We start from the raw sequence: 20267 nt of genomic DNA, 5'->3' as shown, positions 1-20267 counted from the left end.
CTCCTCTACTGGTGGTGTGGCTCTGGGCGTATCAACCGCCGCTGAGACTGGTGTGTTGGAAGGTGGCACCCGTACCGTACGGGTCGATCGATACACGGCATAGTAGAGGGCGCTACGGCGTGCGTGCCGGGGGCGGTCGAAGGTGGATCCGACAGGCGGGGAGAGAAAGCAACAATGGCATCACGTCGGGACGAGCTGAATGCGTATTCTTTTGCGCGGAAGCGCACGAATGCCGCATTCTTGAAACCGCTGCCGAGCGGCTCGATCGAGAGTGCGCCGCGCCCGCTGAAGGCGGTGCTTCCCAGCGTCCTGGTGGGGGTCATGATCCTGGTGGGCTTCGGTGCCTGCGGCATCCTCAAGCCGGTTGCCCCGGAGGGCTGGGACGCGGTCGGGGAGAACGTCATCGTCGGCGACAAATCCACCACCCGCTATGTGGTCCTGAACTCGACAAACTCCGACGGGAAGAAAGAAAAGCTTCTGCATCCCGTTCTGAATCTCGCATCCGCGAAGCTTCTTCTCGATCCGGACAAGTACAAAGTCGTCAAGGTCAAGGAATCCGAGCTGGACGGAAAGATTCCGCACGGACCCGCCATCGGAATTCCGTACGCCCCGGACCGGCTGCCCGGCAAGGAGGACGCCGGCGCACCCAAGGTCTGGGCGGTGTGCGACCGTCCGGGCGGCGGCACCAACAGCAAGGCCCAGCAAGCCGTGTTCGTCCTCGGCGGCAAGGACAAGAAACTCGTCGAGGGCAAGGGCAGGGTCGGCGCGAACCAGGCACTCTACGTCCGTGACCCCGACGGCCTGCGCTGGCTGGTCGACCAGAACGGCTTCGCCTTCCAGATCGACTCCACCGGGGGCGGCCGCCTCAAGCCCCCGCAGAGCAAGGAGCAGACGGACAGCGTCCTGCGCCGGGTGATCTTCAAGGACGCGGAGCCGCAGGACGTCACCAAGCAGTGGATGGACACGCTCATCAAGAGCCCGGTCCCGATCTATATGCCACAGGTCCCCGGTGTCGGCAAGCCGTCGCACGCCGACGGCGTCCCGGGGAAGTACCACACCATCGGCACCGTGCTCGAAGTCCCCGGCGGACAGCAGTACGTGGTGACCGCCGAAGGCGTCCAGCAGGTCTCGGACTTCATCGCCAAGCTGCTGCTGGAAGGCCAGAACGCCAGGGACCTGCACCCCGGCGGCGAGACGCTGGAGGCCGAACACGTCTCCACCTCCAGCTTCACGCCGCAGACGGAGGACGGGCGGACCGCGAAGTTCATGGGCAAGGTCGAGGGCACGGACATCGACCTGCCGTGGCCGACCGAGGTCGTCTCCATGGCCAACAACTTCGCCCAGGGTTCGCAGACCGGCGGCCTGACGGCGCCCACCGACAACGGCGTCTCCTGCAGCGTCTACGACGGCACCAGCACCAAGCTCCCGGGCGGCGCCGACAAGGCGCTGGGCTACCCCAACGGCCTCCCGAACATGCAGACCTGGGTCGGCAAGGACTACCCGGCCAACATCGCGGGCGGCGCCAGCGCGTACGTCACCCCCGGCAGCGGACTGCTCTACCAAGAGGTGAACACCCCCGCACAGAAGGCCGGGACGCCCTTCCTGGTCACCGACACCGGGCTGCGCTACTCCGTGCCCGTGAACAACGACAGCGCGCACAAGGCCGGTAACGCCGAGGAGGAGACGAACAAGGCGGCACTGCGGCTCGGCTACAAGGGCGTGCACGCGCCGCTGATCCTCAAGTCGTGGTCGTCGCTGCTCTCCGAGGGCCCGAACCTCGATGTGGACAGCGCGAAGAACCCGCAGACTTCCTGAACCCCTCTGCGGCGGTTCCTCCTGCCGTGCCGATACCTCTGGGGCGGGCCACCGGGAAACGGCGGCCCGCCCTTCCGGTTCCGTTTTCTCCGTTTCCTCCCTCGGCTGTCAACTCAGCCGTAACCGGACCCGTGAAAATCTTGATGTGATTCTTTCCGGGCCGATAGCATGGCAACTGTCCGATTCGGTTGCGCGATGAGCCGAACAGGACGCCAGGAACGGCCAGTTGGCCATGTTGTGATCCCGTCACAACGACCCTCCCCCTGTTGGGAACAGGCGTATGGAGTGGTTAAAGTGGCCGCTGGCGTCAACAGGAGATGCCAACCGTGAAGCGCCCTCATAGGCGCCGGACGGTACGACGTACGAGTCTCATGGGGGACGTTGACTATGGCTGGTCAGCAGTTCACAACCACCGAGGAGGAGATGGTCGCGTTCAGCGGCAAGATCGCCTCGGTCAATCACTCGATCCAGGGCGAGATTCAGCACCTGAACACGGTCGTCGACAACATCACCTCCGGCTGGAGGGGTGCTGCGGCCACTTCGTACAACCAGCTGCAGTCGAAGGTCAACGAGGACGCCACCCGCCTCAACCAGCTCCTTGGCGAGATCAAGGAAGCGATTGACGCGACCACGAAGAACTACGTGGCCTCGGAAGACGAGCAGGCTCAGTCGATTCACCACGTCGCCTCCGCCCAGGATTCCCCCTTCGGATGATGGGTCAGCGCCGCCTCCGGCCGGCGCCCGTGACCAACCGCCGCGTGGAGTTCCGGAAGGTTTCTGTGACCTACCGCGGTATGTGAATCGACCAGCTCAACAACTCCCGAGGAGACACAATGTCGGGCCATATCCTCGTCAATTTCGAGACGATCTCGCAGGCCGCGTCTGACGTGCGCCGCACGGCCAACAACATCCGCTCCCAGCTCGACAACCTTGAGGCCGGCGTCAAGAAGATCGCCGCCAGCTGGGAAGGTGCCGCGCAGGAGGGCTACCAGGCCCGTCAGCGCGAGTGGGACAAGCGTGCCGCTTCGCTGCACTCGACCCTGGAAGCCATCGCCAAGGCGCTGGACAACGCGGCGCAGAACTACCGCAGCACCGAGCACAAGAACGCCAACGTCTGGAGCCACTGACCTGGCGTCAGCACGGGCTGGGGTGACCGACGGCTGAGCCGCCCCGAAGGCTCGCACAGTGGTCAATGAGGGCGGGCGCGCTGCATCAGTGCGCTCGCCCTTCTGGCGTCCACCGGACTCTCACTCCCTCCCCACCGCTTTCGCAGGCCCTCCCGCTCCTCCACCGCTTCCGCACCCTCGTTCTCGTCCCGTCCACCACACATGGAGAGCAGACAACCCGTGGGATCTCGCGCCATCGGTCACCGTTCCGGGCACCGCCGAGCAGCAGGTGTCCTGGTGACAGCGGCATGCGCCGTCGGCCTTTCCTGTGTCAGCGCCGCGCCGGCGTCCGCGGACGAGAACGTTCCGCTCAACAGCGGCGAGTGCAAGTTCAACACCAGCAACATCAAAGAGACCCCCTGGTCGCTGCAGCGCCTGCTGACCAAGCAGCTGTGGGCGCACGGCCGGGGCGCGGGTGTCAAGGTCGCCGTCATCGACACCGGCATCGACGCCGGCAACAGCCAGGTCGCCCCCTCGATCGGCTCCGGGGGCAAGAGTTACGTCAAGGACGGCAAGAAGACCCAGGACCGCGTCGGCCACGGCACCAAGGTCGCCGGCATCATCGCCGCCAAACCGCAGCAGCCCTCCTCGGGCTTCTACGGCCTCGCGCCCGACGCGAAGGTCATCCCGTTCCAGCAGACCGACCAGGAGAAGGCCGGCACCGCCGACAGCCTCGCCAAGGCCATCGACGACGCGGTGGCCGAGCACGTCGACATCATCAACATCTCCCAGGGCACGGACGCGAACGAGGCGCTCCTCCCGAGCCTGAAGAGGGCCGTCGGAGATGCCGCCAAGCAGGGCATACTCATCGTCGCCTCGGCGGGCAACGACGGCGCCAGCGGCAAGGAAAAGACCATGTACCCGGCCGGCTTCCGGGAGTTCGACAACATCCTGGCCGTCGCCGCCTCCGACCGGAACAACGAGCGCGCCCCCTTCTCCCAGCCCGGCAACTACGTCAACATCGCCGCCCCCGGCGTCGACATGGTCTCCACGGTCCCCGGCGGCGGCAACTGCGTCGACCAGGGCACCAGCTTCGCCGCACCGTACGTCGCGGGAGCCGCCGCCCTGCTCAAGGCGCAGCACAAGGACTGGAGCGCCCGACAGCTCGTCTGGCACCTGGAGCAGACCGCCGAACGAGTCCACCGCGGCCCGGACCACAACATCGGTTGGGGCGTCGTCGATCCGGTGGCCGCACTCAACGACACCACCAAGCCCACCGCCCCGCCCAAGCCCGACAAGCCCTCCAACACCTCCAACGGCGGCGCCGAGATCCAACCGGCCGCCCTCACCATCGGCGAGAGCCCGGAGGAGCGGCAGGCGCGGTTTGCCATCTACATTGTGGGAGGCGGTCTGCTGGCCGTCGCGGCGGTAGTGGGCGTGTCCGTCGCACTGCGCGACTGGCGTCGCAAGACTGGATTCACATCTCACGGGGAGTCAAACAATGGGTGAGCAATATCGAGTTGATCTCAGCGCACTTGAGGACACCATCAGGAAGCTCAATGGCATCCTGAAGGATCTCGGGAATACGCATGCAGACACTCGGTACAAAACGTCACTGTCGGCGAGTGCACTGGGAGCTGACGCGCCCGGCGCCTCTTTCCTGGAAGCGCGGAAGCTGACGCAAGCCCATACGGAGATGAAGACGCACATCGAAGAGGTCGTGCAGCATCTCAACGAGGTCATGGACAAGTTCGGCAGCAATACGCGCAAGGCGCACGGCAACTACCAGAACCAGGAAGCCGAGACCACCGCGAGTATGTCCGGTGAATGATGTGACGTCCCGGCCGGTCGATTGCAGCGGATCTGAAGTCAGCGTGGAGAGAAGCAGAGGGGGAATTGGGTCATGAGCGGTGGCGATTCCGAGTACATCCCGGCGACGATGTGCTACGCGGCGAAGCACGAAACGAACTTCGCCGAGATGGACATGGACACCATGAAGGCGATGGTGAAGGCGTCCAACCCCGGCGAGGTGCACAACGTCTCGCAGGGCTGGAAGGACGTTCACAACCAGCTTGTCGGCGGCAGCGGCGGAGGTATCAAGGGTGCCTTCGACGCCGCGGTCGAAGAGGTGCTCCAGCATTGGGAAGGCGACTCCGCCGAGAAGTTCAAGGCCCAGGCCGACAAGATCAGCAAAAAGATCTCGGACTGCTCCCTCTACGCCGACTACACCTCGACCGCGATGAAGAACGCGGCCAACGTGCTTGGGCAGCTCAAGCCCGAGGTCGAGTCGATGGAGAAGCCGAGCACGGCCAACAAGGCCGTCAACTGGCTTGAGGACGGCGGCAGCCGCGACGACACCGGCCTCAAGCGTGACCTCTCCAACCCCGGCATGACGACGCAGCAGGCCCTGGACAACAACTCCGGCAGCCTCTCGGCGGGCAAGGAGCAGCAGCTCCGCATGGCCGTCAAGATGGAGCAGCTGGGGGCGGCTTATGTGTCTCAGGCCAAGTCCATGGGGACGTGGACAAAGAGGAACCGAGACGACCACGAGGACTACCCCGGTACTCCGGGTGAACCGCCCTCGGTGGTGCCGATGCCTGTCCCTTCGGGCGGTTCCACGGGGCCGAAGCAGGTCGGGCCGCCGTCGTTCAAGCCGACAGGCAAGGGGCCCGGCTTCTCGCCCGGTGATCTCCAGTCGCCGAAGACTCCAGGCATCAGCGGCGGGATCTCGCCCCAACCCGGCAAGGGATCCTTCACTCCCGATGTCCATACCGGCCTTGACGGCTTGAACCCCCCTAAGGGTGGAGGCATAGGCGGTACCGGTGGCGGTGGCGGCGGTATCGGCGGCGGTGGTGGCGGCCTGAACGGCGGCATCGGTGGCGGAGCCGGGGGCGGTTCCGGTTCTGGCGGCGGCATCGGTGGCGGTGGCCTCGGAGGTGGTGGCGGTATCGGCGGCGGCATGGGCATGGGCCGCGGCGGGGGTGCGGGTGGTGGAGCCGGAGCGGGAGCTCGCGGCGCCGGCCGTGCAGGTATGCCGGGAATGGGCGGCGGTGCCGGTGCCGGCAAGGGCGCCGGAGGTAAGGGCGCAGGCGCGGGCCGCGGCGGTGCTCTGGCCCGTCAAAAGGGCGGCGTCATCGGTTCCGGAAGCGGCAAGGCCAGCGGTGCCGGGCAGGGCGGATCCGGCCTGCACCGAAGCCGAGGCGGAGCGCAGGCGGGCGCCGGAGCAGGCGGCCGTCGTCCCGCGGGCATGGCGGGCGCCCCTGGTGCTCACGGTGCCAAGGGCAAGGAAAAGGGACAGAACAACGGCGAGCGTCCCGACTACCTTGTCGAGGACGAGGAGACCTGGGCATCGGAGCGTAACGTTGCTCCGAAGGTCATCGAGTAGGAACCTGTCGTCAGCAAATCGGTGGTAGCAAGACGGGGCCCGATGCTCTCTGGGCAGAGGGCCCCGTCCTGTTAGGAGAGGTGTAAAGGAATGAGCTTCACGCGGAAGCTGCGTGTGGTGGGTGGCGCGGTGGTGGCTGGGGCGCTGCTCTTCGGCACCGCACCGGTTGCATCGGCGGACCAGATCAGAGATGCGCAGTGGCCTTTGAAGGCATTCGACGCTGAGAAGATCTGGAATCTTTCGACGGGTAAGGGAGTGACCGTTGCCGTTATTGATGACGGGGTCAACTCTCAGCACCCGGACCTGAAGGGCAACGTACTTCCGGGCAAGGACTTCATGGATGGAGGGTCTGCGGAACCGGAAAACGGTGACACCCACGGTACTCAGATGGCTTCGGAAATCGCTGGTCACGGCCATGGCCCAGGTGGGGAATCGGGCGTGAAGGGGCTGGCCCCGGATGCCAAAATCCTGCCACTGCGTGATAAGGGAGGGAACGAAGACGGATTTTCCTCGTCTATCCGCTACGCGGTAGACAAGGGCGCCTCCGTCATCAACATCTCCCAGGGCGGTAGTTCTGCGGATGGCGAACAGGCGGCCATCGCGTATGCCCTGCAGCACAACGTGTTGATTGTAACGGCATCAGGAAATGATGGGAAAGGCCCTGAGGGTATCGGATACCCGGGCAGCTATCACGGGGTTTTGACCGTTGGTGGGGTGCAGAACACCGGGGAGATCTGGCCTAAGTCCAACTACGGGCCGCAGGTTTTGCTGACCGCACCGGCAGTTGACATTATCTCAGCTGGCGGTAGCGGCAGTTCCCTGTACCAAAAGGGCACGGGCACTTCAGACTCCACGGCCTTTGTCTCCGGAGCCGCCGCCCTTCTCCGAGCGAAGTTCCCCGATCTCACGCCGGGTCAGATCGTCAACCGCCTGACCAAGACCGCCGGTCTCCCTGACTCGGCCAAGGGGACTTCGCTTCCCGACCAGAAGTACGGCTACGGATTCATCCAGCCGCTCGCCGCGCTCAAGCGGGATATTCCGGCGGGTTCGAAGAACGGTCCGTTGACGATGCCGAAGGTCGACTCTTCGCCTTCTGCGGGGGATTCGACCGGTTCGCAGGGGACGGATGACAAGGGCGGTTCGTCGCAGGCTGTTGAAAAGGCCGGTGTGAGCCCGCTGTTCATCGGTCTGATCGTGGTGGCGGTTCTGGTGGTCCTGGGGATCATCCTCGTCATCGTTCTGGTGGCGCGACGTAAGGGCCGGCGCAATGGCCCGCCCCCCGGTGGTCCGGGTGGATTCGGCGGCCCTGGTGGTCCCGGATTCGCGCCGCAGCAGCCGGGCCCCTACCAGCAGCAGGCCGGACCTCCTGGTCAGTACCCCCCGCCGCCTGGTCAGTACCCGGCGCCTCCCGGTCGGTAGCGTGCAACTTCGGCTGCCTGCTCCGGTGTCCGTAGAAGTGCCATCTCTGGCGGGGCGCTGGTGGTTCGGAGGAAGTGAACAACGGTAAATGGGGCCCGTTGCCACCGTCTTGGATGGCAACGGGCCCCATTTCTGTGCGCGGGAGAGGGAGAGGGGGCCACTCCGGCCCACGCGATCCCGCCCTCGTCCTTGAGGGCCGTTGACGGTCAGCCGAATACCGATCGGACGTGGTCCTTGGCCGCGTCCGTGGTTTCCTGGTGGCGGGTGGCGGCGCCACCTGTGTGGTGGTCGACGCGGCGTTGGGCGTGGTCCAGGCCGCGGTCGGTGAGTTCGTCGCGCTTGGTTTCGAGGTCGTTCTTGCCGTGCTCGATGTAGGTGGTGGGGTCGGCCAGGCTGGTGACGCCGTCCTTGTATTCCTGGACCCTGTCGGTGGCGTCCTTCTTGACGTCTTCGATGTATTCGCCGGCCTTTTCCTTGCCGACGTCGGCGGTCTCGCCCCACCGGATGCCGTCGCGTTCGCCGAAGTGGCTCTCGATGCCCTGCTCGGCGACGTTCTGTGCCATGCCGGTTGCGGCTTCTTTGGCCTTGTCCTTGGCGCCTTGGACGACGGTCTCCTGGACGAATTCCTTCGCCGAATCCTTCGCCGCGGTGACGACCTTGTCCTTGACCTCTTCCTTGACCGTGTTCTTGATGTAGTCCGTCGCCAGTTTGCGGGACTCCTTGGACACGGCTTTCTTCGCCATCTTTTTGATGGCGTCCATCGTGGCGTGTTCCATCGCCTTGGTGGCCGCCTGCATCACTTCGCGCTTGATCTTGTCCAGGATCTGGCGAACGATCAGACGGGTTGCCTGGGTGGCTCCGGCGGCGCCGAGTTCGGACAGGCCGAGGGTGAAGGGCGCGGCAGCCTGGGCGGCGATGAGTTCGGCGGCCAGCATGACGAGCTGGACGATGACCGCGACCTTGCCCTCGATGACGGCGAGCGCGGCGGCGTCGAAGGCGAGCGCGATGACCTCGGCTGCCGCGGCGGCGTCACGAAGGTAGTTGTCGCCGCTGTCTCCGCCGCCCGAGAAGGATCCCCATTCCTGGGAAAAGCCGTCGACGGCTTCGCCCGAATTGGCGGAGAGGACTTCGTTGGCCGCCGAGGATCCCTGGGAGGACGCCTGATTCACCTGGTCGGCGAAGTTGCGCCACGCCGCGGCGCATTCGAAGAGCTTGTCCTCGTCGGCGTTCGGCCAGTCGTATCCGAGGAGATCCAGGACCCAGTCGACTCCGTCTGGAAGTGTCAGTGACACAGTGTTCGTCCCCCGTGCGGTGGTAACCGAGTAGTGCTGAAGTGCTGAGTTGGTCAGCAACTGATGTGAGCGGCAACTGAGTTGAGTGGCAACTGAGCTGAGCCGGAACTGAGTTGAGGCGTGGTGAGTGGTGTGCAGAGTGGGTGTGTGCGGGGCGGTGCCGGGGATTGCGTGATTCAGGAGTGGGCCGGTGTGGGCGTCCTGCGGAATCCCTTGGTGAGGGCGGGCCTCAGATCATCGGGCGGCCGACCGCGCTGATGGTGTGGATGCCCTGCTCATCGGATTCGGCATAGGACTGCGCCATGGTTTCGAGCTTGTCGCCGATGCCTTCGAGGCGTTCGCCCAGCGAGTCCATGGACTTGAACATGCCCTTCTTGATCGGATCGTAGATCGTCTCGAAGAGTTCGCCGAAGTCGCACTCGTCCCAAGGGCTGCCGAGCGCATCCAGATCGTCCTGCAGCTTCTTCGATGCCTTGGAGAAGTCGCTGCCGATGTGGATGAACGCGGAACCCTGCGCCTTCAGTACATCCGGATCAACGTCAAATGCCTTGCCTGCCACCACTGCCCCCGATTTGCGCCGTTTTCTCGAACCGTAATTCTCACGTCTAACGATCTCACATTAGGTGATCTGTCCGTAGCCATGTCAAGGCGAGGATGTGGAGGCTCCGTAGGCATCTTGCGAGGCCAACGGAGGGGGAATTCAGGGAAATTGGGGGCGTGGTCGCCAATGCTGAGCGGGGTGGAGAGAGGTGTTCCCGGGGGCAGGAGGGGAGTGAGTCGGGCGCGGGGACCGGGGGGTGGGGCTGGGTGGTGGTCCCGTAGCATCTCGGCTCATGGACGCAGCCGGTAGTGAAGAGTCGATTGCCGAGACCGTCGACGGTTTGACGCCTCGTCAGGCGCGGCGGATACGGATCACCCTGGCCTCGGTTCTGATGGCCGCGATGGCCGTGGTGCTGGTGGTGCGCCTGGCCAGCCGGACGTCGGTGCTGGTGGTCGGGGTGTACGGGGCGGCGCTGGTGCTCTGTGGCGTGGTGATCGAGCTGAGCCGGCACGGGCGTACCCGGCTGGGCACGTGGCTGCTCGGCGTCGGGCTGGTGGCCGCGCTGGCAGCGGACTGGCTGCTGCTGCCCTGAGAGGGTGCGGGGCTGGTGAGACGGGTGGGACGCGCGGGGGAGCGGCTGGTGGAGCCTGGCCCGGAGTCGGACCTGGTGGAACCCCCGTGGAGCCATGAAACCGTAAAGCCGTGAAATCTGGCCCCTTTTTGCTTCGCCCCGGTCGTATCTCCGTTCCCGTGCAGCCCCACCCCCCCCGCCCAGCCGCTCAGAACAGCTCGTGTCGCTCAGAACTACCCGTGCCGCTCAGAACAACCCGTGCCACATCTGCTCGACGATGAGGGACCACCAGTTGCCCTCGTCGTCCAGGGACCAGGAATCGATGGCCACCAGGTCCTGTTGGAAGGCGGCGACGGCGGCTCCGGCCGCGTACGGGTCCATGCCTCGCATCCGGGTGCGGGTGGTCGTCAGCAGGGCGAGCGAGCGGAGGTAGGCGGAGAGTGTGCGGTTGACGAATCTGCCGCCGCCCGATGAGGGCTGGACCGCCCAGACGGTGCCGACCAGGCCCTGGTTCTCGGCGGGGGCCGTGCACTGGACCGTGACGGCGTAGACGCCGTCGGTGCCGATCCGGACGTGGCCCGCGAGGGTCTCCAGGGTGCCGCTCCCGGCCTCGGTGCCGGTCTCGCGGAGGTGGGTGGCCGCGTCCGTGAACAGGCCGCCGGCCGGCGGGTTCTCCGCGCGGTCGGCGGTGAAGAAGTACGGCACGACGGCCGGGAGTCCGGCCCAGGTCAGTGTCGCCTTCGCGGGCTCGGGCAGCTGGGTCGCCGCGAGGCCGTCGACGTCCGGGCGCAACACGCCCTGCGGCCCGAAGAGTTCCGTCAGCTGCCTGCCGAGCGCCACGTCGCGTACCGGCTCCGCCGCCGCGACCTCCCGCGGCACCGGCGCCCGGTGCGGTCGCGGCGGCGCCTGCCGCCCCGCCATCCGGTGCATCATCTCGACGTGCCGCACCAGCCCCGCGACACCCTCCGCACGCTCGTCGGGCCGCATGCCGTAGCCCTCGGTGCAGGAGAACCGGGCGTTCGGGAAGGCGCGGAAGACGAAGTCGCCCGGGTAGCCGCCCGGCAGCAACGCGGGCCGCAGGTCGGTGTGCACGGCCCGGACGCGCTCGCCGGATACGCCCATCTTCCGCAGTTCGTCGGCGAGTTGGTATTCGACGGGCGGCAGGCCGGGGGCCGAGACGCGGACCAGGTTGGTCTCCTCGCCGGTGGCCGGGTCGTCGAAGGTGGCGACCGCGGTGTTGCCGGGACCGGTGACCGGCGGCTGCCCGGGCGCCGGCTGCTCGGCGGCCGCACCGGCGTCGCCGCCGTCGGCGCCGTGCTTGTGCCGGTACATCCGTACGACCTCCTCGACCGGTACCGACGGCCACACCGTCAGCTCGCCGGACGTGCGGTCCACGACTCCGCAGGCGGTGCCGATCTCGGCGGGCGGGCGGCGGGCGCCGGTCTCCGGGTCGACCTCCGGGGGCGGCGGGACGGCCCACACCACCCAGCCGAGGTCGAACTCCCGCAGGGCGACTTCGCGCGGCGGGCCCTGCGCTCCCTCGGGGTTGAGCCAGCGGTCGGCGGTCGCGTGTGCCTGCTCCTGGGTGATCACGAGTGGTCTCCTTCGAGGCCGGGAGAAGCGGGAGCGTCTGCGGGGCCGGCGGCCTGGGCCGGCACGGTGGGACGGGCGGGCTGCGCCGCGATGATCTGCCGGGCGGTGACGCCGCGGGAGGTGGCGACGACGAGGACGCCGTCCGGCGAGAGGTCGGCACCGGTGATCGGGGTGTCGGAGATCAGCGCGGCCACCACCTCGTGGTCCGTGCGGGCCCAGACGCGCAGATAGTCGGTGCTGCGGCTGAGCCCGTAGCGGCCCGCCGCGCGCTCCTCGTCCGAGGGGCTCACGACCTGTGCCGGGTCGGTGTCGAGGTACGCGGCCGACGCCAGCTCGTGGACCAGGCGGGCTGCGGCGCCGTCGCCGGACCGCTCGCTGCCGGGCACCGGACAGGAGCCCGGCGTGCCCGCGGGGACGACGATGACCGCCACCGGGAGGGCCGGTGCGGCGGCAGCGAGCGTGCCATCGGCCTCGGCGGCGGCGGTTCCGGCGTCCGGTGCCAGGGTGCCGAGCGTGACACCCGCGGCGCCGGTCAGCGGCAGGCTCCACAGGGTGCGCCACGGCAGGTCGAGCCCGAGCCCGTGCAGCGCCTGCGCGTACGGCAGCAGCCCGTCCTCGACGAAGGCCGACTCCAGGAACGCGGCGCGCATCGCGACCTGTGCCTCGGAGCGGGTGAGCAGGGGAGCGGTGCGCAGATACGTACGGGCCGGAGCGCCGAGCGCCGCCGGCGGGACGGCCTCCACGGCGGCGCGCAGGGTCACCGGGTCGGCGTGCGCGAACAGGCCGGGGTCGGTGAGGAGTTGGGGCAGCAGGCCGGCGTCGAGGGTGTGCCCGGCGAGGTGGTCACGGATGTACGGATCGGCCTTCGACCAGTCCTGGTCGGGCACCGCGTCCAGCAGCGCCATGGCGATCCGGGTCTGTGCGCTGCGGGAGTCCGGCAGCCCGGCGCGGATCTCCGCGGCGAGCGCGGGGTGCACGAGGCGGATCAGGGTGCGGGGGCCGGCGGTGTCCTCGGGCGGGGCGGCGGGGCCTGTGCCGGCCCGGGGGCCGTCCGCGCCGTCGACGGCCGGGGCCCGGCCGTCCGCCCCGTCCGTGCCATCCGCCCCATCCGTCGCGTCCGGCTCCGCCGTCAGCTGGACGAAGGGTGCGGCCAGCAGCATGCCTTCGGCGATGGCCTGGCTCAGGTCCCGTTCGGCGACGGCGTTCGCCAGCGGGCCCCAGAGCTGGACGGGCAGTCCGTCGCCCTCGGCGAACGCCAGCGGCGCCAGCATCAGCCGCAGCGTCTGCGGGTCGGTGCCCAGCCGGACGGCGTGCAGGTCGAGCACCTGGCCGACGGTGCCGGGCAGCCGGCCGGTGTCCGCCGGGTCGAAGCCCTCGGGCTGCATCAGCAGCGACTGCACCGCGAGGTGCACGGTCAGGCGGTTGCCGCCGGCGCGGGCGGCCAGCGCCGCGGCCAGCGTCCGGCGCAGCTCCGGGTCGGTGGTGTACGGGAGTTCGGGGGCGCCGGCGGCCGCGTCGAGGGCGGTCTCGGCGTGCAGCACCAGCCCCTCGGGGTCGGCCCATTCCGGTGCGTCGAGGTCGATGATCTGCGCCTGGCCGCCCGGCAGTGACGCGGCCAGCTCCGCGGCCGACTCGCGCGGTACGACGGCCAGCAGCTGGACGGTCGGGGTGGCGGCCAGCGGCTTGAGCACGTCCTGGAGGACGCGGGCCGGTTCGTTCGCGGCCCGGACCGGACCGGCGGCGGCGATGTCCGGCACCACGATCGCCACCCGCTCTTCACGAGCGGCGAGTTCGGTGAAGATGTCCTCGGTCCGCGCGGCCCGGAGCGCGAAATGATCGGCGAGGGTCCACAACAGCTGTGCCGAGGTGAGCCGTTCGGGGTTCGGCACCGCGGGCGCCGGCAGGTCGGGCGGCACGGTCGCCGGGTCCAGGTCGTCCAGCGGCAGCCGCTTGCGGTACTCCGGGTCGCACAGCATCAGGAATCCGGTCAGCAGCCGGCCGCGCCCGCTGCCCGGGTCGCCGGTCAGCGCGATGACGCGAGGCGCACCGGGCCAGCTCATGCGCCAGGCGGCGAGTGCGCGCAGCACGGCGGTGCGGCCGCCGATGTACGGATGCGGTGCATAGCCGCCCGCCATGGCGATTCCCTCGTCCGAGGCGCTCATGACTTCCTCGTCCCCCATCAATCCCGCCCTCCACCGTCGTGCATTCCAGCGTCTCGGGCGATCCTATGATCCGGCCCGCGATCTTGGAGCCCTCGGGGCCCGGCTGTTCCGGAACCGGGACATCGGGGATGGAGCGGATGCCCGTGCGCGACGCGAGCCGCATTCGCCGTGGCGGGAGAACCCGGGAGACGGGAAGAACCTGGAGAACTCGGAGAACCCGGGAGAACGGTAAGGCCGAGGAAAGGAGAAGCGGCGAGCGGAGTGCCGGGAAAGGGAAGTGGAGGGGAAGCGGAGGGGAGAGAGGGGCGGAGCGGGGAGAAAAGGGGCCGATTCTGTGGAGATTCGCAGCGCTCGGGCCGTCGGGCCGATCTGCGGCGCTCGGACCGCCGGGCCGCCAAACCGCCGTAATGCGATCCGGCGATCCGGAGATCCCGCGGCCCGGCTCGTCTGCCGGACCCCGGCCCCGCCCCGTTCCGTGACCGCCCGGTCAGTGCCGGTGGCCGCTGCCGCCCCGGCCGTGCCGCGGGGTGGTGACGATGGTGCCCGAGGGGCCGTCGCGCTCGGCGCGCTCCTTGTCCTCCTGCTCCTCCTGCTTCTTCTGCCAGGCCGCGAACTGCTCGCGCGAGGACTCCCGCTCGGCCTGGGTCTGGTTCTCGGCGGCCCGCCGCATCTCGCCGATACGGTCGCCCAGCGCATCCATGTAGGTCGGCGTCGCGATGGCGTCCTTCATGCCGATTCGTCCGGAGAGCACTTCCTTGGCCATCTCCTGGAGCTTGCCGCCCACGTTGGGGTTGTCCGCCAGGGTCTTCAGCGCCTTGCGCAGCCGGTGCGCCTGCTCCGGATCCTGGGCGACGTCCATCAGATCCTCGTCCTGGATCTGCCGCTCGTTGTTCATGTTGCCCCCTAGAACGTGTGGCACAGCGACCGCGTGTGCGGCACCGGCGTCACGAGTCTAATGACGGGTATGAACGGGACGTCAAGGCGGGGTTGTCGCTATTCCCTGCTATTGATCCGCATTCCTTCCGCACGTGCTGGTCCGGCTGCTTCGCACGGGAGTTGAGGTCCATTGCGGGTGTGCTAGACCTGTGACGATGTCCGGCAGGCCGCTGTCATTCAATTCGGGGAGAAAAGATGTCCGACGAAGTCCGGGTCAGTACCGAGGAGCTGCACAAGCTCGGTTCGATCTTTGAGAAATACGCGGACGATCTGGCACGGCAGTTGACGGCATTCCGCCGGACGTCGGATGCCGGGGCATTGCGCGACGGTTTCGGCGACCCGGAGGCGGCCCGTCCGCACGTGGAGCTGTACGAGCAGGCCGAGCGCGCCCTGGGCCAGCTGCAGCAGCGACTGGCCGCGGTCGGCGTCGGCGTCAAGAGCAGCGCCGCCTCGACGCGGGCGGCCGAGGAAGAGCTGGTCGAGATGATCAGGAGTGTCCAGTGACAAAGCGGCGTAACCCGGAGGCGCTGTACGAAGCGGCGGCCGGCTGGCGGGACATGGGCAGCCATCTCGACGGCCTGGTCAGGGAACTGGACCGGCACGTCGGCAGCGCGGCCGCCGCCGACTGGCACGGCCCGGCGGGCGAGGCGTTCGCGGCGGACTGGCACCGGCTGAAGCGGTCGGTGGACGAATCGCTGCCGGTCTTCACCCTGGCCGCCGCGGACCTGGAGACCGCTGCGGCGGCCCCGTCCGCCGGTACCGCACAGGACGGCGCGTCCCACGACGACACCGGGGACGGCGCCCCGCCGGTGGACAACTCCGGCGGCGCGCAGTCCTCCGGCCGGGACATGGCCTACGGATTCATGGCGCTCGGCCAGCTCGCCAACTCCCTCGGCGGGGCGTTCGGCAAGCGCGGCGGCGGTGGCGGCGGGCAGGGCCAACGGCCGCCCACGAAGGGCGAATGGGCCACCTCGGCCGCGCCGACGGGGCCCGACCCGTTCGGGCCCGGCGCCGTCGCCGAGCGGCGGCCGAGCGGCGGCGCGGGCATCGCCAAGGGCGTACGGACGGGCGATGAGGCGACCGCGGCCGAACCGCAGGCCCCGAAGGCCGGGCCGGCCGGCGCAGCCGGAGCCGTCACCGCCGACGGAAAGGCCGCGGGCAGCAAGGCCGCCGACGGAACAGCCGGTGGCCGCACGGCCCGCACCGACGGCCAGGCCGGTGACGCCGCACCGACGGCCGACGGCCGGCCCGCACCCGACGTCGGCCGGCACGGCGCCTTCGGCTGACGGCCCGGCCGGCGTACGGCAGCACCCAGCACGACGGCGGTGGGGCGCCCCTCCGAAGAGGGACACCCCACCGCCGTCGTCCGTACCGACTGCCGCCGCCTCAGCGGCTGTTGGCCGGCAGCCAGCCCGTCTGGACCAGCTGCGCGCCGCGCTTGCGCGTGACGAACGTGCCTCGTCCAGGTGTGAGGCTCTGGCCCTTGATGTTGCCCATCAGCGGGCCCTCACCCGGGTCGGCGGACAGGATCAGACCCTGCGCACCCAGTTCCTTGGTGCGCTGCATGACCGGCTCGAACGAGGACCGTCCGGCACCCGACGAGCTGCGCGCCAGGATCAGACGCAGACCGAGATCACGGGCGAACGGCAGGTACTCCAGGAGCGGTTGCAGCGGGTTGCCGCTGCTCGTCGCCACCAGGTCGTAGTCGTCCACGATCACGAACGCGTCCGGCAGGTCGTACCAGCTGCGGTTGCGCAGCTGCTCCGGCGTGACGTCCGGGCCCGGCATGCGGCGGCCCAGCGAACCTGCGAGTCCGGTGATGACCTCCTGCAACTGCGGCCCCGCGGCGCAGTACTTGTACAGGTGGCTCTCCGGCACCTCGCCGAGCAGCGCGCGACGGTAGTCGGAGACCACCATCAGCGCCTTGTCCGACGGGTACCGCTCGGCGATCTGCTTGGTCAGCAGGCGCAGCAGCGACGACTTGCCGGACTCGCTCTCGCCGTAGATGACCAGGAGCGGGTCGGTCTCGAAGTCGATGAAGGCCGGTGAGAGCGTGGTCTCGTCGACGCCGATCGCGACGCCGTGCTCCGGGAAGTCGCCGCCCTTGGGCAGTTCGTTCGCGTACAGCATCGTCGGCAGCATCCGCACCTTCGGGGCCGGTTCGCCCGTCCAGTGCTCCTTGACCGTCTGCACCAGGTTCGCCATGCCGTCGCTGAGCGTCTCCGGGTTGCTGTCGTTGTCGAGGCGCGGCAGCGCGGCGAGGTAGTCCAGCTTCTCCGGGGACAGGCCGCGGCCCGGCTTGCCCATCGGGACGTTCTCCGCGCGCTTGCGGTCGAACTCCGACTCCATCGGGTCACCAAGGCGCAGCTCGACGCGGTTGAGGAGCTGGTCGCGCAGTGCGGGCCTGACCTCGGTGTAGCGCGAGCCGCCGATGATGAGGTGGATGCCGAAACCGAGACCCCGTCCGGCGATGTCCAGGATCACCGGGTCGAGCTGCTCGTAGTCGGTCTTGAACGTCCCCCATCCGTCGATGATGAGGAAGACGTCGCCCCACTTCTGGTCGGGGAAGGCGCCCGCGTTCCGCCGCTGGCGGTAGGTCGCGATGGAGTCGATGTTGTTCTGCCGGAAGAACTCCTCACGCTCGTTGAGGATGCCGACGACCTCGGCGACCGTACGGCGGACCTTCTCCGCGTCCAGCCGCGAGGCGACGCCGCCGACATGCGGCAGGCCCTCCATGGCGAGCATGCCGCCGCCGCCGAAGTCCAGGCAGTAGAACTGCACCTCGACCGGCGTGTGGGTGAGCGCGAACGCCGCGATGGTGGACCGGATCAGCGTGGACTTGCCGGACTGCGGACCACCGACGACCAGGCCGTGACCGGCACCGGCGGAGAAGTCCAGGTACATCACGTCACGCCGCTGCTCGAACGGCTTGTCCACCAGCGCGACCGGCACGACGAGCTTGCCCAGCGCCGTGTACTCCGGCGCGTGCACGCCGCGTTCCGGCGTGGTGGCCAGCGCGGGCAGCAGCTGGTTGACCGTCGGCGACTCCTCCAGCGGGGGCAGCCACACCTGGTGGGCCGGCGGGCCCTGGCCCTGCATCCGCTGCACGATGACGTCCAGCACGGTGTCGGCCAGCGCGTCGTCCTGCTGCGGGGCCTCCGGCTCCACCGGAGTCGGGTCCTCGATGATCTGCTCGACGACCGGGGCCGCGGTGAACGGCACCGGCATCCGGTTCGTCCGGCTGCCACCGCCGCCACCGCCGCCACCCGGGCCGTGGTAAGGCCCGGACACGTACGCGGCCTTGAACTGCACCATCGTCTCGGTGTCGTACTTGAGGATGCCGGAACCGGGCACGTTCGGCAGGTGGTACGCGTCCGGCACACCGATCGCGGTGCGCGACTCGGCGGCGGAGAAGGTGCGCAGACCCAGACGGTAGGAAAGGAAGGTGTCCAGGCCGCGCAGCTTGCCCTCTTCCAGACGCTGCGAGGCGAGCAGCATGTGCACACCCATCGACCGGCCGATGCGGCCGATCTGGATGAACATCTCGATGAAGTCGGGCTTGGCGGTCAGCAGCTCGGAGAACTCGTCGAGCACCATCACCAGCGACGGCAGCGGGTCCAGCGGCGCACCCGCGGCACGCGCCTTCTCGTAGTCGGTGATGTTGGCGTAGTTGCCCGCCGAGCGCAGCAGCTCCTGGCGGCGCTGGAGTTCACCGGTGATCGAGTCACGCATGCGGTCGATCAGGCTGACGTCCTCACCGAGGTTGGTGATGACCGCCGCGACGTGCGGCATCTCCGACATACCGGTGAAGGTCGCGCCACCCTTGAAGTCCGCGAGGATGAAGTTCAGCGTCTCGGACGAGTGGGTGACCGCCAGCGCCAGCACCAGGGTGCGCAGCACTTCGGACTTACCCGAACCGGTCGCACCGACACACAGACCGTGCGGGCCCATGCCCTCCTGCGAGGCTTCCTTGATGTCGAGCATGACGGGCTGGCCGTCCTTGTCGACACCGATCGGCACCCGCAGGCGCTCGTGCAGCGTCCGCGGCCGCCACGTGCGCTGCACATCGACGGAACCGGCGTCGCCGATGTTCATCAGGTCGGTGAAGTCCAGGTTGGACAGCAGCGGTTCCTCGCCGTCCGCGCCCGAACCGGCCCGCAGCGGGGCCAGCTGACGGGCCAGCGCCTCCGCCTCGGGGATCGACAGGGTGTCGCAGACGCCCTCGTAGACCGCGCCGCTGGCCGACTCCAGCACCAGCTTGCCCGGCCACACCTGGACCGCGAGACCACCGCGGATCTCGTCCAGGTCACCCGGCACGACCTCGATGATCGTGACGCCCTGGAGCCCTTCGGCGCCGGCGATGACCGAGTCCATCGGTACGTCACCGGCGTCCAGCACGATCACCACGTGCGGGGTGTCGGTCACCGGAGTGCCCTGCGGGTTGAAGCGCCCGCGGCCGTCCAGCTCGTCGGCCAGCATCTCCTCGATCTCGCCGAGGTCGCCGACGACCAGACGACGGGTGCCCGCACCGTCCACGGTCTTGTCCTGGACGTGCGGCAGCCACTTCGTCCACTCCCACTCCGCCTGCGCACCCGGCGAGGCGACGACCGCCACCACCAGGTCCTCGGGGGAGTGCAGCGTGCACAGCTGGGAGACCAGCGCGCGGGAACTGGCGTAGACCGTGTCCGGGTCACCGGAGACGGTCAGGTGGTAGAAGGCGCGCAGCGAGACCGCCAGCGGCAGATTCTCCAAGTGCCCGTGCTTGTCGAGGAATTCCTTCATCGCGTGCGCGGTCAGCGGCTCCAGCTCGTCGACCGGCGCGGTCTCCGGAGCCTTCAGCGGAGTGGCCAGCTGCTGCGGACCGAGCCCCAGGCGCACCTGCGCGAAGTCCGGGTCGCTCGCCCGGCGTTCCCAGACCCGCTTGCCCTCCGCCACGACGGACCACAACTGACCCGGATCGGGATGCGTGAACAGCTGCGCGTCCCGCTGCTTACGGGCGGTGCGCCGTACCTCTTTCCGCTTCTGCGAAAGGTACTTGAGGTAATCCTGGCGCTCCTGCAGCATTTGCCCGGACGGTCCCTGCCGGGCTTTGACGATCTGTACGATCGCCATGGCCAGGGTGGAAACCACCATGACACCGCCCATGATCTTCATGAACGGCTGGCCGCCCATAAAGAGAAAAGCGGCGGACGACCCCATACCCATCATGGGCATGAACATCATCAAGATGTTCTCCTGCTCCCCTTCCCGGGGAAGTTCAGGAGGCGCCTCCAGCGTCACCTCCTCACCGGCGACTTCAGGTGGCAGCGCGCGGGGCGGGCGCTTGACGATGACAACGCTCACCGAGGCATCAGTCCTTCATGCATCTCGCAGTCTCGGACCGCCCCCGTTGGATTCGACGGTCCCCCGAGCCAAGTCCTTGGCCCGACGCAGGCGTTGATCCTACT

General features: G+C 68.5%; 16 protein-coding genes. 10 read left to right on the top strand and 6 right to left on the bottom strand.

Translation table 11 applies throughout. The features are described 5' to 3' along the window. Positions 1-174: 174 nt before the first annotated feature. The 7 genes from LIU39_RS18335 to LIU39_RS18305 all read left to right on the top strand — a co-directional run bounded on the left by LIU39_RS18335 (position 175) and on the right by LIU39_RS18305 (position 7725). Entirely contained in the window at positions 175-1815 is a 1641-nt protein-coding gene (locus LIU39_RS18335; RefSeq protein WP_227047832.1) for a type VII secretion protein EccB, read from the top strand. 387 nt (positions 1816-2202) lie between these two features. Further along, a complete protein-coding gene (locus LIU39_RS18330) occupies positions 2203-2529 on the top strand; it encodes a WXG100 family type VII secretion target (RefSeq protein WP_227047831.1) in 327 nt (108 codons plus the stop codon). A gap of 119 nt (positions 2530-2648) precedes the next feature. Then, positions 2649-2942 carry a WXG100 family type VII secretion target gene (locus LIU39_RS18325; protein WP_227047830.1) on the top strand — a complete coding sequence of 98 codons (294 nt, stop codon included), beginning with the start codon at positions 2649-2651 and terminating at the stop codon, positions 2940-2942. Between the two features lie 219 nt (positions 2943-3161). Next, positions 3162-4430: a type VII secretion-associated serine protease mycosin gene (gene mycP, locus LIU39_RS18320; RefSeq protein WP_227047829.1), complete on the top strand. Its 1269-nt coding sequence runs from the start codon at positions 3162-3164 to the stop codon at positions 4428-4430. Continuing rightward, on the top strand, positions 4423-4752 hold the full coding sequence (locus tag LIU39_RS18315) for a hypothetical protein (RefSeq protein ID WP_227047828.1): 330 nt from the start codon (positions 4423-4425) through the stop codon (positions 4750-4752). The genes mycP and LIU39_RS18315 overlap by 8 nt, the downstream gene beginning before the upstream one ends. A gap of 72 nt (positions 4753-4824) precedes the next feature. Continuing rightward, on the top strand, positions 4825-6306 hold the full coding sequence (locus LIU39_RS34955) for a hypothetical protein (protein WP_264482944.1): 1482 nt from the start codon (positions 4825-4827) through the stop codon (positions 6304-6306). Positions 6307-6396: 90 nt separating this feature from the next. Then, positions 6397-7725 carry a S8 family serine peptidase gene (locus LIU39_RS18305; protein ID WP_227047827.1) on the top strand — a complete coding sequence of 443 codons (1329 nt, stop codon included), beginning with the start codon at positions 6397-6399 and terminating at the stop codon, positions 7723-7725. A 206-nt stretch (positions 7726-7931) separates the two neighbouring features. Here the strand turns inward: LIU39_RS18305 and LIU39_RS18300 are convergent, their stop codons facing one another. Both LIU39_RS18300 and LIU39_RS18295 read right to left on the bottom strand, forming a co-directional pair. Then, positions 7932-9017, bottom strand: a complete 1086-nt coding sequence (locus LIU39_RS18300; RefSeq protein WP_227047826.1) for a WXG100-like domain-containing protein — start codon at positions 9015-9017, stop codon at positions 7932-7934. Positions 9018-9246: 229 nt separating this feature from the next. Beyond that, entirely contained in the window at positions 9247-9576 is a 330-nt protein-coding gene (locus tag LIU39_RS18295) for a WXG100 family type VII secretion target (RefSeq protein ID WP_227047825.1), read from the bottom strand. Between the two features lie 274 nt (positions 9577-9850). On the opposite strand from LIU39_RS18295, the gene LIU39_RS18290 reads away from it, so the two are divergent. After that, complete coding sequence (locus LIU39_RS18290; RefSeq protein ID WP_227047824.1) at positions 9851-10150, top strand: hypothetical protein; 300 nt, start codon at positions 9851-9853, stop codon at positions 10148-10150. 225 nt (positions 10151-10375) lie between these two features. On the opposite strand, the gene LIU39_RS18285 is transcribed toward LIU39_RS18290, so the two are convergent. The 3 genes from LIU39_RS18285 to LIU39_RS18275 form a co-directional block, all read right to left on the bottom strand. Next, positions 10376-11722 (bottom strand): SUKH-4 family immunity protein, encoded by a 1347-nt coding sequence (locus tag LIU39_RS18285; protein ID WP_308409394.1) that lies wholly within the window; start codon positions 11720-11722, stop codon positions 10376-10378. After that, entirely contained in the window at positions 11719-13902 is a 2184-nt protein-coding gene (locus LIU39_RS18280) for an ATP-binding protein (RefSeq protein WP_227047823.1), read from the bottom strand. Before LIU39_RS18280 ends, LIU39_RS18285 begins: the two co-directional genes overlap by 4 nt. A gap of 469 nt (positions 13903-14371) precedes the next feature. Further along, a complete protein-coding gene (locus tag LIU39_RS18275) occupies positions 14372-14779 on the bottom strand; it encodes a hypothetical protein (protein WP_227047822.1) in 408 nt (135 codons plus the stop codon). A gap of 236 nt (positions 14780-15015) precedes the next feature. Between LIU39_RS18275 and LIU39_RS18270 the strand changes: the two genes are divergently transcribed. Both LIU39_RS18270 and LIU39_RS18265 read left to right on the top strand, forming a co-directional pair. Beyond that, positions 15016-15324: a hypothetical protein gene (locus LIU39_RS18270; RefSeq protein WP_227047821.1), complete on the top strand. Its 309-nt coding sequence runs from the start codon at positions 15016-15018 to the stop codon at positions 15322-15324. Beyond that, entirely contained in the window at positions 15321-16106 is a 786-nt protein-coding gene (locus LIU39_RS18265; protein WP_227047820.1) for a WXG100 family type VII secretion target, read from the top strand. The genes LIU39_RS18270 and LIU39_RS18265 overlap by 4 nt, the downstream gene beginning before the upstream one ends. 100 nt (positions 16107-16206) lie before the next feature. On the opposite strand, the gene eccCa is transcribed toward LIU39_RS18265, so the two are convergent. Next, entirely contained in the window at positions 16207-20163 is a 3957-nt protein-coding gene (eccCa, locus tag LIU39_RS18260; RefSeq protein ID WP_227047819.1) for a type VII secretion protein EccCa, read from the bottom strand. Between the last annotated feature and the right edge of the window lie 104 nt (positions 20164-20267).

This window comes from Streptomyces pinistramenti (genome assembly GCF_020564935.1).
GTDB lineage: Bacteria > Actinomycetota > Actinomycetes > Streptomycetales > Streptomycetaceae > Streptomyces > Streptomyces pinistramenti.
The sequence above is the reverse complement of the archived record's forward strand: the minus strand, read 5'-3'. Positions and strand labels throughout refer to the sequence as shown.

Excerpts from the sequence above, each read along its gene's own strand:
- LIU39_RS18280 (WP_227047823.1), bottom strand. The coding sequence starts at position 13,902 with ATGGGGGACGAGGAAGTCATGAGCGCCTCGGACGAGGGAATCGCCATG.
- LIU39_RS34955 (WP_264482944.1), top strand. The coding sequence starts at position 4,825 with ATGAGCGGTGGCGATTCCGAGTACATCCCGGCGACGATGTGCTACGCG.
- LIU39_RS18305 (WP_227047827.1), top strand. The coding sequence starts at position 6,397 with ATGAGCTTCACGCGGAAGCTGCGTGTGGTGGGTGGCGCGGTGGTGGCT.
- LIU39_RS18315 (WP_227047828.1), top strand. The coding sequence starts at position 4,423 with ATGGGTGAGCAATATCGAGTTGATCTCAGCGCACTTGAGGACACCATC.
- LIU39_RS18270 (WP_227047821.1), top strand. The coding sequence starts at position 15,016 with ATGTCCGACGAAGTCCGGGTCAGTACCGAGGAGCTGCACAAGCTCGGT.
- LIU39_RS18335 (WP_227047832.1), top strand. The coding sequence starts at position 175 with ATGGCATCACGTCGGGACGAGCTGAATGCGTATTCTTTTGCGCGGAAG.
- LIU39_RS18330 (WP_227047831.1), top strand. The coding sequence starts at position 2,203 with ATGGCTGGTCAGCAGTTCACAACCACCGAGGAGGAGATGGTCGCGTTC.
- LIU39_RS18275 (WP_227047822.1), bottom strand. The coding sequence starts at position 14,779 with ATGAACAACGAGCGGCAGATCCAGGACGAGGATCTGATGGACGTCGCC.
- LIU39_RS18290 (WP_227047824.1), top strand. The coding sequence starts at position 9,851 with ATGGACGCAGCCGGTAGTGAAGAGTCGATTGCCGAGACCGTCGACGGT.
- LIU39_RS18325 (WP_227047830.1), top strand. The coding sequence starts at position 2,649 with ATGTCGGGCCATATCCTCGTCAATTTCGAGACGATCTCGCAGGCCGCG.